The following is a 15207-nucleotide window of genomic DNA, read 5'->3' on the forward strand; positions in this document are numbered from 1 at the left end:
CAAAACTTCCACTACGCCTCCAGCCGCTCGTCGCTGTCGATGAACGCCCAGCACAGTGCTGCGATGCCATAGACAGCAGCGGCGACATACATCACCTGATCCCAGTTTTTGTTCGTCAGATTCATCAGCCATGGAATGGCTACGATGCCGATGGCTCCGCCAAAGTTGCCGATCATGTTCATGCTGCCCGAGACCGATCCAGCGAGTTTGCCGCCCACTTCCATGCAAGCGCCCCAGGCGCCGGGCATCGAGAGATCGTTGCAAAAGCCGGAGAGCCCCAGGGAAATCATGATGTAAACGGGATTGTTCAGGGTGGTGGCCAGCACGATCATGCCGCTGGCTCCCAGCATGCCGAAGACGCCCAGCTGACGTCGCGCACGGCTGAGATTGCCCGACTTCGCAGCCATACGCCGGGCCACAAACCCGCCGATGAAACAGCCGATGCCGCCAAGGAACAGAGGCAGACCGTTAAGAACGGAGGACCAGGTGTCCTTCATGTCCATTTTCAGCTCCAGCTCCATGTACTTCGGCAGCCACGTGATGTAGAAATACCACACGTAGGTGATGCAGAAGTAATAAGTCCACAGCAGCAGCACCGAACGGTTCGTGAGGAGCTTCCCCCAGGGAATGTTGGCATGCTTGGTGTCCAGGTTCTTCTGCGACTCCTCCAGCAGCGCCAGCTCCGCCGCGTTCACTCCGGGGTGGTCTTTCGGATTGTCCCGATACCAGAGATAAAACGCAATGGCCCAAACCACGCCGAGACTGGCAAAGATCACAAAGGTGTTGCGCCAGCTCACATAGCCCAGCACCCACACCACCAGCAGCGGCGTGAAGGCTCCACCCCAGCGCGCGGCCAGCCACGTGATGCCCTGCGCCACGCCATGTTCACGCTGCGGCAGCCACACACTGAACATCTTAGCAATGTTCGGGAACCCGCCCGCCTCGCCTGCGCCAAACAAAAACCGGCACACGATCATGGATGCCAGGCTCCACGCATAGCCCGTCAGCGCCGTGAACAGGCTCCAGAAGATCACGATGCGCAGCAGCACCCGCCGCGGCCCCCACTTGTCTCCCAGCCATCCGCCCGGAATCTCGAACAGCGCATAGGACAGCGTAAACACCGAAAACACATAGCCCATCTGTGTGTCGTCCAGGCTCAGGTCTTTCTGGATGAAATTCTGCGCCTTCGAAATACACACCCGGTCGATGTAATGAATGATGCCGAGCATCACGGCAAAAACGATCACGCCATAGCGTGTGCGGGAGGGTCGGAGGGTGGCTTCCATGAGAGAGGTCGGAAAAAACGCGCATGCTGTCACGCAACTTGCCCCCGCGTCAACAAATCAAACCACCCGCCAGACATTAAGGCTCGCCGATGGTCGGATTCGTCACCACCTGGGCGCTCGCCTTGATCGCTCTTGTCAGCACTTCCTTCGGCTGTTTGCCGCTCGGTACCAGCTCATGCGCCATGCCTTTGTAGCGCAGGGGCTTGTAGCCCAGCGCCAGCAGTGCGTCCAGCGGCGCCTGCTTGAGACCCGGCTTCCAATAGTCCGGCGCGCCACCGGTTTCATAATAGTAGATCCAGGTATGCTGCGGGTCATACCACCCCGCGCAGAGAATGACGTGCCGGTGCGGAATGTTCAGCACATCCCCAGGCTGCAGCTCCTGCGCGCTGGCCAGTTCCGTGCACACGCCGGGCAGCTGGCTGGTGTCATGCACCCGTGGGAGTTTCAAACAACGTGAGACGAAGCCCGAGCAGTCCACCCCCGCCGCACTGGCGCTCACCGCGGCATTGTCCGCACGACGTTTCTCAGGCGAAGACACATCCCCGCCGGCAGCGCCGTTGGCGATCGCTGCATCAAATGAGGCAGGATCATCAAAGCCGCCCCATTTGTATGGAACACCGCTGTTCACCATTCCCGGCACCCACCAGCCTTTGCGGTCCTTGCCAGGCTCATGCGTCACATCCGGCGTGTTCACCAGGACGCCCGTCTTGTCCTTCCCATGCAGAATATTCCGCGCAAACGGCTGCCATTCATGCCTGGCAAATTGCTGCGCGATCGCCATCGACTCATCCGGCGTCACCTGCGAGGGCGCGGACGGATCCCCCGGAATCAGCGGCGCGGGTTTGGCAGTGTGTTGCTGGGGCGAGTTGCAGCTCGCAAGGAGCAGCATCAAAGCAGGAATGACGCACTTCATGCGGCGGATGATGGAAGTTCCAGGCGCGGGGTCAAACGATTGCGTCAGTTCATGGGGTTGACCCGGGCGTTCTTGATAGCAGACTGCGCGCCATGCCCTCCCGCCTCCGCATCGCCCTATGCCTGCTGCTGGCCGCTTTTACTCCCCGCGCAGAGACCGCCCCCAAGTCTTCGGCGCGCACCGCCCTCGTCATTGGAAATGCGAAGTACGAAGCCGCCGTCGGTCCGCTGCGCAACACCGCCAACGACGCCAAGGCGGTGGCTAAAACCCTTCGCGAACTCGGCTTCGCCGTGATCGAAAAGCACGACGTCACGCGTGATCAGTTGCTCAAAGCCGTGGTGGAGTTCCGCGCCACTTTGACCGGTGCCGAAGTCGGCCTGTTTTATTACGCCGGTCATGGCATCTCCGTCGCAGGCTCGAATTACCTCCTCCCCGTCAAATCCGGTTACTCCGCTGATGGTGCGGACGATGTGACCCTGCGCCTGCTAGCAGAAACCAAGCTCTTCAATGTCGAGCAGGCCGTGGCAGACATGAAATCCGCCGGAGCGCTCTGCAACCTCGTCATTCTCGATGCCTGCCGCACCACCGCCGTCGCACGCACGGGCCGCACCCGCGATGCCGCCGCTCCCGGTGGCCTCAGCGAGATGAAGCCACCCGCCGGATCTCTCATCGCCTTCGCCACCGATGCCGGACAAACCGCCCTTGACGGCGACGGCACCAACGGCCTCTACACCGAAGAACTCCTCAAAAACCTGCGCACCCCCGGATTGACCGTGGAGCAGGTTTTCAAACGCACCCGCGCCGGCGTGCTGGAGCGCTCCAAGGGCGGGCAGATCCCCGCCGAATACTCGCGCCTCGTGGGAGATGACATCTTCCTCGCCGGTCCCGCTCCCGCAGCACCACTTGCAGCCCTGCCAGTCACAGAAACCGAAACACCTCCGCCAGCCCCGGCACCCACTCGTGCGCCCGCACCCGCCTTGCCCACTCTGAAGGAGATCTCCAAACTCGCCGCTGCAGGCAAAGCCAAACAATGCGTCGAAGCCCTGCAGCAGCTCGCCCAGTCCAAAGGCCCCGGCAGCTACGCCGCCCTGCCCATTGAAGCCCTGCTCGACCACGTGAAGGAAGACCTCAAGGAAACCACCACCGCCTCACCCAAGGTCGAAGCCGTCGCCGCCAACTGCGAGTTCATCCTCCACGCCCTCCGCGACTGCCTTCCTCCCGATCACGCCAGTAAAATCCCCTTCACCGCCAAGGCCCTCAACCGTCGCGGAGACGCCCTCCTGCTGCTCGGACGTGCCAGCGAAGCACTCGACGCCTACAACGCCGCCCTGCCCCTCACACCCGATGACGCCTACATCCTCTACAACCGGGGACGCGCCTACCAGGCCCTTGGCGAAACCGACAAGGCCAGGGCCGACTTCACCGCAATCGCTGACGAAAAATTCAAATCCACCGGCGCTAAGAAGCTCGCACGCGAGGCTTTGACCAAACTCCCGTAATCCTGCCATGCCCAAATCCTGGACTGAAAAATTTGCGCACCCGCCGAAGCCGAGCGTCAGCAAACTCGGCAAGCCTTATGCAGGCCATGGCGAGGGCGAAAAGATGCTGATTCCCACCCCCGCGGTCGTGGCCGCTTACGTGGCCAAAATTCCCACAGGTGAGTCCCGCACCATGCCACAGCTGCGCGACGATCTCGCTGCCGCCCATCGCGCCGACTTCACCTGCCCTCTCACCGCGGGCATCTTTCTGCGCATCGCCTCAGAGCTTGCCTGGGAGCAGCATCAAAACGGCAAGCCGCTTTCCGAGATCACGCCCTTCTGGCGTGCGGTGGACCTGAAATCCCCCATGGCCAAAAAGCTCGCCTGCGGTGTGGATTTCATCCTCAAGCAGCGTCGGCGCGAGGGCATTGCCTGATCTGCTCACGCTACCTCCATTTCCACCAAGGCTTTTTCTTCTCAGCAGCCGCCTTCGGAGCAGCAGGCTCAGAGAGCTGCACCCTCTCTTTCCATTTCAAAAACTCTTCCTCGGAAAGGAAATGCAGCAGCTTCACATCCGGTGGCCGGCGGTGGAGAATCGGACAGAAAAACCCCGAGCCCCAGCCTCTGCTGGCCATGATTGGAGGCCGCAAGATCACGACCTGCTTTCCGTCAACCTTCCCAATTGAAGAAGGACTGGCCTCTCCCCACACCCACGGCTCCGGTTCTGTTTCAGAACTGCCAGGCTGCGTAAAATGCCACCGGGCCTCATCGCGTTCGTTTTTCTCTGACGTTCCGCGCGCGCATTCCATCAATGATTTTGCCGGTCGCTTTTCAGGCGGCAGCCATTCTTCCAGCACCTCTTGCAGCAAGGTGAACAAATGAAAGCAGTTCGCGATGTTTTCATATCGGACCAAAGCTCCGGCCTGCTTCTCCACATTCAAGACGATTAGTTCCGCGCTCATCTGAGACACGACCTGCGTGAGCCACATGGCCCCGTTCGAACTGTCCTCAAGGCGCTTCAGCTCCTGAACAAGAACATCGTCCGCGCGCAAGGTGTCAACGATCGGCCCGTCGTTCATGCAGTGTGAGACGAGAGACCGCCCGCAGTTTTCCAGCGCATGCAAAGCCCCTTCAGGTCCCTGTGCCCCTCCATCGTCAGAGTTATGAAGGCTGATCGACCAGTTCAGGTAGGTGTCTCGCACCGCTTTGAAAGATCGTCCCGGGTCATGACCATTCTCCACCATCGCTCCCAGCCACACCGCCAGCATCGCCGCGCCGTAGGGAGAGGATATCCTGGGCAGTTCCGCACACACGGCCAGGATGGCGTCCTTGCCACCATCGGCCGACGCATTGACCACATCATTGATCGCTTCCGCCAGCGGCCCGGAATAATCTTCGGAGCCATGCTCGTTGGCTGCCTCCACGAGTTTCCGCAGCAGGGCTGGATCAAGCGTGTCAGACATAGGGTGAAAGCGAAAAATCACTCATGCCACGTCCGCGCCACCCGCTCAATTTTCAGCGCCTTGCCCGTTTTCGGATCAATGGTGATCAGCGCCCCGTTCACTCGCACCGCACCGCTGCCCACGCCGAAGCGTGTGGGCATCATCGTGTGAAAGCGCTCCAGCACCGGCTCGATCTGGCTGCCGATCACGCTGTCCATCGGTCCGCACATCCCGGCATCGCTCTGGAAGGCGGTCCCCTTCGGCAGCACTCGTTCATCCGCCGTGGGCACATGCGTGTGCGTGCCGACGACGGCGGACACCTTGCCGTCCAGATGCCAGCCCATGGCCACCTTTTCACTCGTGGCTTCGGCATGGAAATCCACAAAGATCACCGGTGTTTCCTCGCGCAGTTTTTCCACGCAGGCCGCGATGGCCGGAAAAGGATTGTCCAGCTGCTGGTTCATGAAGGTGCGCCCCTGCAGGTTCACCACGGCCACTTTGCATTTTTTTGACTCCAGCACCACAAAGCCGTTCCCGGGCGTGCCTTCCGGGTAGTTCAGCGGCCGCAGCATGCGCGGCTCATCGGCCAGGTAGGACACGATCTCCTTCTGGTCCCAGATATGGTCACCGCTGGTCACCACCGCAGCGCCCGCGCGCATGAGGCCGATGGCGATCTTCGGTGTGATGCCACGCCCTCCCGCGGAATTCTCTCCGTTCACGACGATGAAATCGAGTCTCAGTTCCTCTTTGAGCACCGGCAGCAGCAGCGAGACTGCCTTGCGCCCCGGCTCCCCCACCACATCTCCCAAAAAAAGCAGACGAAACAGTCCGTCCCCGCTGTCAGCCGTGTTGTCATTCATCGTGCTGCTACTTAGTAGATGATGAAGCGGGGGATCAAGTCTAGGATGCACTTTATGATGATGAAACGAATGCTGCGCCGCTCTCCGCTGGCAGCCATGCTCGCGTCCCTGATGGTGGCGTCGGGAATGGCGCAGACGAGCTCGCCTGCGCCCATTTCCCCGGCCTCCAGTCCCTCGAGTCCTTCCGCACCGGCCGTTCCCGTGACTCCCGGCCAGCTCACCCCCGGCCCCGCTCCGCTGGCACCACCTCCAGCCTCTAGCGCCCCTGCAGCCGCACCTGCGCCCGCCGCCCCGGTTCCTGTTCCAGCCACTCCGCCGCAGCCCACGGCTCCGGCTCCCGCCACCATCGCGCCGGCACCTGCACCTGCAACTTTGCCTCCACCTCCGGCTCCCGCCACGCGGCTGGACCGCCTCAGCCCGCTCGGCACCAAGCCGGACTGGCTCAAGCTGCAGTCTTTTCACCAGACGCTCTCCCGCAGTGAATTCGAAGCCGCCTGGCGGGATGTCTATTCAGACAGCTCCCCTTTCCAGCCGCCGTGGAAGCTGGAGGCCGACGGCCTCGTCATTCAGACCGGCGACCCCGCCAAACCCGAGGCACGCATCGCTTTTGCCGGCCGCTCGGAATCTCCCCAGCCAGGCTCCCGCACCTGGCGGACTGCCGCGGAAATGCCCCCGCTCAAAGGCCGGCCTTTGCTCAGCGACATCCATATCGCCATTGATCCCGGTCACATCGGTGGCGGCTACGCGCAGATGGAGGAGCGCCGCCTCAGCTTCGCCCCAGGCGAGGCCATCCAGGAGGGCGATCTCACCCTCACCACTGCTCAGGTTCTTGCCGAACGGCTCAAAGCTCTCGGCGCCTACGTCACCTTGGTGCGCGACCGCCCCGAGCCCGTGACGCAGCAGCGTCCCGCAGATTTCATCGCGCCTGCGCGCCAGATCCTGGTCGATTCCGGATTTCCGCAGCCACAGGAAAATTACAGCGGCGTCACCGGCGATGCCAAGATCCTCACCGTGCAGTGGCAGAGCGAAAAGCTCTTCTACCGCGTCAGCGAGATTCACGCCCGCGGCAAAAAGGTGAATGACACCATCAAGCCGGATGTCGTGCTCTGCCTCCACTTCAACGCCGAAGCCTGGGGAGATGCCACCGCACCGCAGTTTTCGCCCATGAACCACCTGCACGTGCTCGTGAACGGCTGCTATTCCCCCGTTGAACTGGAGCAGCAGGATGTGCGCTTTGAAATGCTTCGCCGTCTGTTCTCACGCACTCATCTGGAGGAACTGCCGTTGGCGGAGGCTGTCGCCAATGGCATGCGTCAGAGCACCGGCCTGCCCGCTTATGTTTACACCACGCCCAATGCGCGCCACGTCGGCACAAACTCCTATGTTTATGCGCGGAATCTGCTGGCCAACCGCATCTATGACTGCCCGGTGGTCTATCTCGAGCCCTACGTCATGAACCATGAGGAAACCTATCGCCGCTTGCTGCGCGGACATTTTCTGGGCCGCACTCTCATTGCCGGCCGCCTGCAATCCAGCGCCATCGAAGATTACGTGCAGGGCATCGTCCAGGGCCTCGTGGCCTACTATCAGAAAAATCGCGCCCTATGAAAGTGATCGTCGCAGGATGTGGATTCGTCGGCGCACGCGCCGCGGATCTCCTTCATGCCGCCGGGCATGAGGTCATTGGGCTCACTCACTCGCCGGAGTCCGCCGCACGGCTTGCCACGGAAAAAGCCTGGCGCACAGAAGCCTGCGATATTTCTGACCGCGCCTCTGTCAGCGCTCTCGCTGCAAAGCTGGATGCGAAAAACATCGACGCCTTGATCCACTGCGCCAGTTCCAGCCGCGGTGGCGCGGAAACGTACCAGTCCGTCTATGTCGATGGCATGCGGCACCTCACTGCCGCCTTTCCCAAGGCCTTTCCACTCTACACCAGCAGCACCAGCGTGTACCCTCAGGTGGATGGCGAGACCGTGGATGAAACCAGCTTTGCCGATCCGGATCGCGACACCGGCCGTCTGCTGCGTGCCGCAGAAAACATCGCCTTGAGCGCAGGTGGCGCCGTCGCACGTCTCGCTGGCATTTACGGCCCCGGACGCTCGTTCATCTTGAAGAATCTGCTCGAAGGAAAAGCCGCCATTGAGGGCAATCAGGGCCAGGGCCGCATCCTCAACCAAATTCACGCCGATGATGCTGCAGCCGCACTCGTTCACCTCGTCACTCATCGGCTCGGCGGCATTTACAACATCGTCGATGATGCCCAGATCACGCAGCGCCAGTGCCTGGAGCGATTGTGCTCCATTTTTGGCATGAAACTTCCGGGAACCCGCGAGCCGGATGCCAACCGCAAACGCGGCTGGAGCCACAAGCGCGTCTCAAACTCCAAGCTCCATGCCACTGGCTGGGCTCCGCGATACGCAAGCTACTTCGACGCCTTGCGTGACGACCCTGATCTGGCCTCTTCCATTCTCGATCTCGTGCAGTCCGCCGGCGAAAGTCCCCCGCCCCGCCAGCCAAACATCCTCCTCATCGGACTGATGGGGTCTGGCAAAACAACCGTCGGCCGCATCGTCGCGCACATGATCGGCTTTCAGATTATCGATACGGATCATCTCATCGTCGACACTGCCGGGAAAAGCATCCCCGAGATCTTTGCCACCGAAGGCGAGGCCGCATTCCGCCAGCGTGAATCCGCCGCACTGCGCTCCTTGCTGGGCAAACGCGGCTGCGTCATCGCCACTGGCGGCGGCATTGTCACCCAGCCGCGCAATCTGGCCATCCTGCGTCATCTCGGCTACATTGTCTGGCTGGATGCCGACCCCGAGCGCCTCGCACGCCGCACGGCAGCAAATAACAACCGTCCTCTCCTCAATGGCGAGGAAGACCCCAAGGCCAAGCTCGAGCGTCTGCTCACGGAGCGCAAACCGCTCTACAAAGGCATCTCCGATCTCCGCATCAAGACCGCCGAACTCACCCCGCAGGAGACCGCCTACGGCGTCATGGAAAGCGCCCGCGTTTTCTTTGCCCGCAGGCAGAAGCAGGAGTCCGTGAGCTGAGCGCTTTTGTCATCAGACTTGTTCTCTGATAGCGCAGCGCTTGGGTCGTAGGTTGGGCGTGTTTGGCGTCGAGAACACTCTTGTGCCCCGGCGTTCCCTCCGCCAAACCGCCCGACTGCGAGGAAGTGCGTACGCCACAGCACCTTGCGTTACGCTGGCAGACGCGCGTGCTGACGCCACGCCCATCTGCCTGCGCGTTTGAAGTCTCTGTATCTGAGCACAAGTCAATCGTCACACCACCCCCGCCAGCTTCCTCGCATACGCCAGCGTATCGATCTCCTCCGGCCTCTTGTCCCGCCGGATCGCCTTGATCCGTGGAAACCGCATCGCCAGTCCGCTGTCATGCCGGTTGCTCGCCTGCACTGAATCAAACGCGATCTCCAGCACGATCTCCGGCGTCACCGTCCGCACACTCCCACGCTGGCTCAAAGTCGTCTGCGTAAAATGCTCCGTCAGCTCCTCGATCTCCGCATCCGTCAAACCGCTGTACGCCTTGCCAATCACCCGCAGCGCATTGCCCGCCTCTTCATCGCGCACCGCAAAGGTATAGTCACTCAGCACATGGCTGCGCTTGCCATGCCCCTGCTCCGCCTTCACCACCACCACATCCAGCGTCGCAAAGGCCTTCTTCAATTTAAGCCACGATTTCCCACGCCGCCCCGGCGAATACGTGCTCAGCGCATCCTTCGCAATCAGACCCTCATTCCCGCGCCGACGCGCCGCATGGAAAGACGTTTCGATCTCTTCTGCACTGCTCACTTTCATGACCTCGATCAAGCTCAGTCCGGCCGGCAGGGCAATGCCCTCCAGCTCCGCACGCCGCGCCTCCAGCGGCTTCTCCAGCAAGGACGCACCATTCTTCCACAGCACATCAAACACCACATACTTCACCGTCACATCGCTCGGCAAAAACAGATCCGCCTGATCACGCCGGCCCAGCCGCTTTTGCAGATCAAAGAACGACAGCTTCTTATCCTCCGCATGCGCGATGATCTCCCCATCAAAAATGACATCTTCTGGTAGTGCGGCGGCGGCCCTCATGATCTCCGGAAACTGCGCCCCCACCGGCTTCAGATCACGCGTGTAAATCTCCACCCGCCCCGCCGTGCGGTGCATCTGCGCACGAATGCCGTCATACTTGTCCTCCAGCCACACCTCCGCCGTGTTCAGCCTCCCCCAGATGTCCGCCGCCGTTTCCTCTGGAGACGCCAGCATCACCTTGATCGGCACAAACGGCCGTGGCTTCGCCTCATGCAGCGCGTGCTTGCTCGCCAGCGTGGCCGCATAGCCAATGTCTCCGCACAGCATCGCCGCCTCCCGCACCTCATCCGCCGTCACTTCAAAAGCTGCCGCCACCGCCTCCTCGATGAGTCCCTCCTTGGACCCCATCCGCAGCTCTCCCGTCATCAGCCTCACCAGCCACGAGCCAGCCGCTGCCGTCAGCCCTTGCAGTCTCGTCTTGATCAGCGTCACACGTTCCATCTGGCTGCCCGCCTTGCTCAGTTGCTCAAACAACACCGCCACATCACTCAAAGAACAAGCCTTCGGACTCAGCGCCGCTCGTTGCAGCACCAGAAACGCCGTCCGCCCCGTGTCAGCCTGCGACCGCGAAATCGTGCGATACTCCGCCTCATTCACACCGCTCACCTCAATCAGCGCGCGCTTGATGAGCGACCACCCTGTATTCAGCGGCACATCTCCCGTGCTGCCAGAGGAAAACCGCGCTGCCAGTGCCAGCTCATTCGCATCCGTCAGATCACGCAGAAGCACCGCCAGCCGCTCCACCTTCTTCAGCCGCGAGGCCACCTCCGCCGTCTCCGCACAAGCCGCAGCCCACTGCGTGAAGCTCCCTTCGCCCCACTCGTCTGCGCCTTGCTCCAAAGCCGCACGCACTACCGGCGCCGCGCTTTGCAGCGTCAGTTCCAGTTGATCCGCCTTCTCCAAAGTCCACGCCTCAAACCCGCGCAGCCTTAGATCAGCCGCAAACTCCCGCGTGTATCCATGCACCAGCCACGTGCGCAGCGGCTTCACCTCCTCCACCGTTTCCACCAGCTCCGGATAATCCGCATGATCGCTCAGTGGAAAAATTTCATCCACCTGGTACCGAAACCTCGCGCCCGGTTGCAGCGCCCATCCGGTCATCATCGCCGTGCGACACACCTTCAGTTTCTTGAGAGCGATGGAGCGTCCGTTGCTTGGCGGAAACAGCAGCACATGCCCCGCCGCATGCGCCGCATCAAACAATTGATACTCCGGAAGTTTCCCCAGCAGCGGAGCCACCGCTCGCGTCATGTCCCAGATGGACTTGTGCACCATCACCGGATGCCCCGCCTCCGCCAGCGCGCACAAAATTTCCTGTGCCTTCCCCAGCGAATAACCCAGCAGCACCGGAATGCCGCCATCCTCCAGCGTCTCCTGAACAAACTTCAGCACCTGCGCCACCACCTCCGCCGTCGGTGGAAACGTGAACTGCGGCAGCCCAAAGGTACACTCCATGATCAGCGTGTCCGCATGCAGCAGCTCGCACCGTTCCGAGCTCAGCCCCTGCCTCAGCTTGTAGTCCCCCGTATACAGCAGCGTCGCCCCATCCGCCTTCCGCGTCAGGTGCAGCATCGCCGAGCCAATGATATGCCCCGCCGGCAGCAGCCGCAGCTCCCACCCCTCCCATTCCACCACCTCCCGCATCGGCAGCACCCTCATCTCTCCCTCGTTCTTGTAGCCATACCGCGTCTTCATCAGATCCCGCGTCACCTCCGAGCAAAACGTCATCTCATGCCGCGCCACGTGGTCGGCATGCGCATGCGAAATAAACGCCCGCTTGCTCGGAAAATGCGGATCCAGCCACAAATCTGCCTCAGGCACATAGATGCCGCGTGGATAAGTGACTTCGATCAGAGGAGGCATACATCACGATCATACGACTCCAATTGCCAAACATCCGCCTGATCTTGGGGACATCTTGCTGTTTCCCCAGATTGCATCAATGATGCTTGATGGCCACCCACGCCGACCAACTCATCTCACTCCTCGGTCCTGACCGCGTCTCAACCACGCAGGCCGAGATCGCTACGCACAGCACGGACAAATGGTTCGCGTCGAATCCTCCCGAGGTCGTGGTGCACGCCGAATCGACCGCCGAAGTCTCCGAAGTCCTGCGTTTTGCCAATGCCAATCGCATCCCCGTCACACCTCAAGGTTCCCGCGTCGGCTACGTCGGCGGCTGCGTTCCGCTGAAGGGCGGCATCGCCCTCTCCGTCGCCCGCATGAACAAGATCAAGGAGATCGCTCTGGAAGACGGCGTGGCAGTCATCGAGCCCGGCGTCATCACCGGCCATCTGCAAAATGAGGTGCGCAAGCTCGGCTGGTTTTATCCACCCGACCCCGCCTCGCTCAAAGAGTGTAGCCTCGGCGGCAACATCGCCACCAACGCCGGCGGCCCACGTTGCTTGAAATACGGTGTCACACGCCATTACGTACTCGGCTTGGAAGCCGTGCTCGCAGACGGCTCCATCGTCAAAGCCGGCGGCCGCTGCCACAAAAACAAAACTGGCTTTGACCTCGTCGGCCTCATGGTCGGCAGCGAAGGCATGCTTGGCGTCGTCACCGAGGCCACCCTGCGCCTTATCCCTCATCCGCCTATGCGTGCGATGCTCTCCGCCGGTTTCAAATCCTTCGCTGAAGCCGCCAATGCCGTGCAACGCATCCTCGGCAGCGGCTTCCTCCCCAGCGCGCTGGAGATCGCCGACAAATTCACCCTGCGCGCCGCACGCGAATATCTCGGTGCCTCCGTCACTCCCGAAGGCGATGCCCACCTGCTCGTCGAAATCGACGGCCAGCCCGACTCCGTCAAAGGCGAGATCGATCAGCTTGCCAATCTCGTGACCAGCCTCGGCAGCATCTGCCTGAACAAAGCCATGGGCGATGAAGCCTGCGAAGCCTTCTGGAAACTCCGCCGCGAATTCAGCTACAGCCTGCGCAACACCGGCCTCATCAAACTCAACGAGGACATCGTAGTCCCCCGCGGTCGCCTCGTGGACTTGGTCGATTTCGCCGAAAAACTCCAAGCTGAAAACGGCTTCCCCGTTGCCTCCTTCGGTCACGCCGGAGATGGCAACATCCACGTCAACATCATGGTCCCCACCATGGACGACCCCGCCATTCGCGAACGGGCCGAAGTCGCCCTCGACCAACTCTTCCACCAGGTCATCTCCTGGAACGGCGCCATCACCGGAGAGCACGGCATCGGCATCGCCAAAAAACGCTGGTGGCGCGACGCCGTCTCCCCCGCCGCCAACGAAATGCACCTCCGCCTCAAAGCCGCCCTAGATCCCAACGGCATCCTCAACCCCGGCAAGTTCCTGGGTTGATTGTTTTTAATTGGGTTCCGCTTCGATCGACAGCAATTCCACTTCGCTCTCCGACACAACTACGAACCAGATGCGCACACGCAGAGGAGTTCCATCGTCATGCAGAAATCGCGTTGATTCGGCCACACGCAAACGTTCGGTCCCTGGCACAACAGGAAAATCATCGGCAAGTCGCGCAATAGCCCACAGCAGGCCAGACAGAACTTCGTCCATTTTTTCGGTCGGCCCCAGTTTTGAGGCCTGCCAAGCGTAAAGATCGCTTTCGCGCAGTGTGAATAGGTCAGACATTCCAACCGTGCTTGCGGATCAGTTCGTGGGATCTGGCGACCGTTTCCGCGCCGATTGGCTGGTCCGATACACATTTAACTTCCGCCGGAACACCTGCTCCTCCAGCCCATGCGTCCGCCACGGCCTTCCGCAACCGTGCTCCCGGCTGTGAACGCCACCAAGATTCCAGCACACCACGCTCTTCCAACGTAAGCTGGGAGATGGCGGATTGAATTTCGTGCACGGAGGACATGATGGCAATTTATGCCCAAGGATTGATTTTGCAAACCCCTGCAGTCTGCAAGATCTTCTACATTAATTCTGTTCCTTCCCACCGACCATGACCAAACTGCTCATCCCCGCCCTCCTGCTCGCGCTGCCTCTTTCCGCAGCCGATTTGAAATTCAAGAAGTACACGCTCACCGAAGAGTTTGTGGCGGAAGGCGCACACTTCGCAGACTTTGATCATGACGGGAAGAACGACATCTGCTCCGGCCGCTTCATCTGGAAAGGCCCGGAGTTCAAAGAGCGCGTCGAGTTCGCTCCCAAGTTCGAAAAAGAACCCTACGACCCAGCCAAGGGCTACAGCGACTTCTTCCTCACCTACACCTACGACTTCAACAACGACGGCTGGAGCGACATCCTCGCTTTCTCCTGGCCAGGCAAAGAAACCTGGGTCTTCGAAAACCCGCAGAACAAGGGCGGTGAATGGAAACGCCACACCATTTTCGACGTCACCGACAATGAGTCCCCCGACTTCAAAGACGTGAACGGCGACGGCAAGCCGGAGCTCGTCTGCCACACCAATGGCCAGCTCGGCTATGCCGAGATCGACTGGGCAAATCCTTTCGGCAAAGCCCGCTTTCGTCCTATTTCACCCAAATCACCTGAAAACGACAAAAAATACTTCCGCTACACCCACGGCTATGGCGTGGGCGATGTGAATGGCGACGGCCGTCCCGACATCCTCGACAAAGAAGGCTGGCGCGAACAACCCGCTGACACCAAGGCCGACAGCGACTGGAAGTTTCACCCGCAGCTCTTCACCGTCGAAGGCGGCCGCGGCGGTTCCTTCATCCTTGTTTACGATGTGAACGGCGACGGCCGCAACGACGTCATCAGCAGCTACGATGCGCATGGCTACGGCTTCGGTTGGTTCGAGCAGAATGCCGACGGCACCTTCGCCCAGCACAAACTCATGGGCGCCACCGTCGAAGAAAGCCCCGTGGGTGTGAAATTCAGCCAGCTCCACGCCATGCAACTCGCCGACATGAACGGAGACGGCATCATGGACGTCGTCACCGGCAAGCGCCGCTGGGCCCACGGCCCCATGAAGGACGACGAACCCAACGCCGCCCCGGTGCTCTACTGGTTTGAGATCAAACGCGAAGGCAAGGAAGCCAAATTCATCCCACATCAGATCGACGACAACAGCGGCGTCGGCACTCAGGTCACCCCCGGCGATGTGAACAAAGACGGCAAAATGGACGTCGTCATCGGCAACAAGAAGGGCGTTTTCGTCTTCCTGCAGGAATAAG

The 15207-nt window shown here is 61.0% G+C and carries 12 protein-coding genes; 6 read left to right on the forward strand and 6 right to left on the reverse strand.

The features are described from left to right. Positions 1-11 precede the first annotated feature (11 nt). A complete protein-coding gene (locus tag ACILSO_RS31075; RefSeq protein ID WP_395741390.1) occupies positions 12-1286 on the reverse strand; it encodes an MFS transporter in 1275 nt (424 codons plus the stop codon). 76 nt (positions 1287-1362) lie between these two features. Continuing rightward, complete coding sequence (locus ACILSO_RS31080) at positions 1363-2199, reverse strand: hypothetical protein (RefSeq protein ID WP_395741391.1); 837 nt, start codon at positions 2197-2199, stop codon at positions 1363-1365. Between the two features lie 92 nt (positions 2200-2291). Between ACILSO_RS31080 and ACILSO_RS31085 the strand changes: the two genes are divergently transcribed. Together ACILSO_RS31085 and ACILSO_RS31090 are read left to right on the forward strand one after the other, a co-directional pair. Then, entirely contained in the window at positions 2292-3698 is a 1407-nt protein-coding gene (locus ACILSO_RS31085) for a caspase family protein (protein ID WP_395741392.1), read from the forward strand. A 7-nt stretch (positions 3699-3705) separates the two neighbouring features. After that, on the forward strand, positions 3706-4113 hold the full coding sequence (locus ACILSO_RS31090) for a hypothetical protein (RefSeq protein ID WP_395741393.1): 408 nt from the start codon (positions 3706-3708) through the stop codon (positions 4111-4113). 10 nt (positions 4114-4123) lie between these two features. Here the strand turns inward: ACILSO_RS31090 and ACILSO_RS31095 are convergent, their stop codons facing one another. Next, positions 4124-5140, reverse strand: a complete 1017-nt coding sequence (locus ACILSO_RS31095) for a hypothetical protein (RefSeq protein ID WP_395741394.1) — start codon at positions 5138-5140, stop codon at positions 4124-4126. Positions 5141-5157: 17 nt separating this feature from the next. After that, positions 5158-5979, reverse strand: a complete 822-nt coding sequence (locus tag ACILSO_RS31100) for a TIGR00282 family metallophosphoesterase (protein ID WP_395741395.1) — start codon at positions 5977-5979, stop codon at positions 5158-5160. 69 nt (positions 5980-6048) lie between these two features. Between ACILSO_RS31100 and ACILSO_RS31105 the strand changes: the two genes are divergently transcribed. Both ACILSO_RS31105 and ACILSO_RS31110 read left to right on the forward strand, forming a co-directional pair. Further along, positions 6049-7587 (forward strand): hypothetical protein, encoded by a 1539-nt coding sequence (locus tag ACILSO_RS31105; protein ID WP_395741396.1) that lies wholly within the window; start codon positions 6049-6051, stop codon positions 7585-7587. Further along, entirely contained in the window at positions 7584-9035 is a 1452-nt protein-coding gene (locus tag ACILSO_RS31110) for a shikimate kinase (protein WP_395741397.1), read from the forward strand. The genes ACILSO_RS31105 and ACILSO_RS31110 overlap by 4 nt, the downstream gene beginning before the upstream one ends. A 231-nt stretch (positions 9036-9266) precedes the next feature. Here ACILSO_RS31110 and ACILSO_RS31115 read toward each other — a convergent pair whose 3' ends face one another. After that, the gene (locus tag ACILSO_RS31115) at positions 9267-11939 is read right to left on the reverse strand and encodes an ATP-dependent DNA ligase (RefSeq protein WP_395741398.1); all 2673 of its coding nucleotides are present in this window, start codon (positions 11937-11939) and stop codon (positions 9267-9269) included. Between the two features lie 89 nt (positions 11940-12028). Between ACILSO_RS31115 and ACILSO_RS31120 the strand changes: the two genes are divergently transcribed. Then, positions 12029-13402, forward strand: coding sequence for an FAD-binding oxidoreductase (locus ACILSO_RS31120; protein ID WP_395741399.1), 1374 nt, complete (start codon positions 12029-12031; stop codon positions 13400-13402). Positions 13403-13408: 6 nt separating this feature from the next. Here the strand turns inward: ACILSO_RS31120 and ACILSO_RS31125 are convergent, their stop codons facing one another. Continuing rightward, positions 13409-13690 (reverse strand): hypothetical protein, encoded by a 282-nt coding sequence (locus tag ACILSO_RS31125; RefSeq protein ID WP_395741400.1) that lies wholly within the window; start codon positions 13688-13690, stop codon positions 13409-13411. 319 nt (positions 13691-14009) lie between these two features. Here ACILSO_RS31125 and ACILSO_RS31130 point away from each other — a divergent pair, with 319 nt between their 5' ends. Continuing rightward, positions 14010-15206 (forward strand): FG-GAP repeat domain-containing protein, encoded by a 1197-nt coding sequence (locus tag ACILSO_RS31130; protein ID WP_395741401.1) that lies wholly within the window; start codon positions 14010-14012, stop codon positions 15204-15206. The last annotated feature ends 1 nt before the right edge of the window (position 15207 follow it).

Origin of the sequence: Prosthecobacter sp. (assembly GCF_044226605.1) — a bacterium.
Classification (GTDB): Bacteria; Verrucomicrobiota; Verrucomicrobiia; order Verrucomicrobiales; family Verrucomicrobiaceae; genus Prosthecobacter.

Excerpts from the sequence above, each read along its gene's own strand:
- ACILSO_RS31105 (WP_395741396.1), top strand. The coding sequence starts at position 6,049 with ATGCTGCGCCGCTCTCCGCTGGCAGCCATGCTCGCGTCCCTGATGGTG.
- ACILSO_RS31090 (WP_395741393.1), top strand. The coding sequence starts at position 3,706 with ATGCCCAAATCCTGGACTGAAAAATTTGCGCACCCGCCGAAGCCGAGC.
- ACILSO_RS31100 (WP_395741395.1), bottom strand. The coding sequence starts at position 5,979 with ATGAATGACAACACGGCTGACAGCGGGGACGGACTGTTTCGTCTGCTT.
- ACILSO_RS31125 (WP_395741400.1), bottom strand. The coding sequence starts at position 13,690 with ATGTCTGACCTATTCACACTGCGCGAAAGCGATCTTTACGCTTGGCAG.
- ACILSO_RS31110 (WP_395741397.1), top strand. The coding sequence starts at position 7,584 with ATGAAAGTGATCGTCGCAGGATGTGGATTCGTCGGCGCACGCGCCGCG.
- ACILSO_RS31120 (WP_395741399.1), top strand. The coding sequence starts at position 12,029 with ATGGCCACCCACGCCGACCAACTCATCTCACTCCTCGGTCCTGACCGC.
- ACILSO_RS31075 (WP_395741390.1), bottom strand. The coding sequence starts at position 1,286 with ATGGAAGCCACCCTCCGACCCTCCCGCACACGCTATGGCGTGATCGTT.
- ACILSO_RS31080 (WP_395741391.1), bottom strand. The coding sequence starts at position 2,199 with ATGAAGTGCGTCATTCCTGCTTTGATGCTGCTCCTTGCGAGCTGCAAC.
- ACILSO_RS31085 (WP_395741392.1), top strand. The coding sequence starts at position 2,292 with ATGCCCTCCCGCCTCCGCATCGCCCTATGCCTGCTGCTGGCCGCTTTT.
- ACILSO_RS31115 (WP_395741398.1), bottom strand. The coding sequence starts at position 11,939 with ATGCCTCCTCTGATCGAAGTCACTTATCCACGCGGCATCTATGTGCCT.
- ACILSO_RS31130 (WP_395741401.1), top strand. The coding sequence starts at position 14,010 with ATGACCAAACTGCTCATCCCCGCCCTCCTGCTCGCGCTGCCTCTTTCC.
- ACILSO_RS31095 (WP_395741394.1), bottom strand. The coding sequence starts at position 5,140 with ATGTCTGACACGCTTGATCCAGCCCTGCTGCGGAAACTCGTGGAGGCA.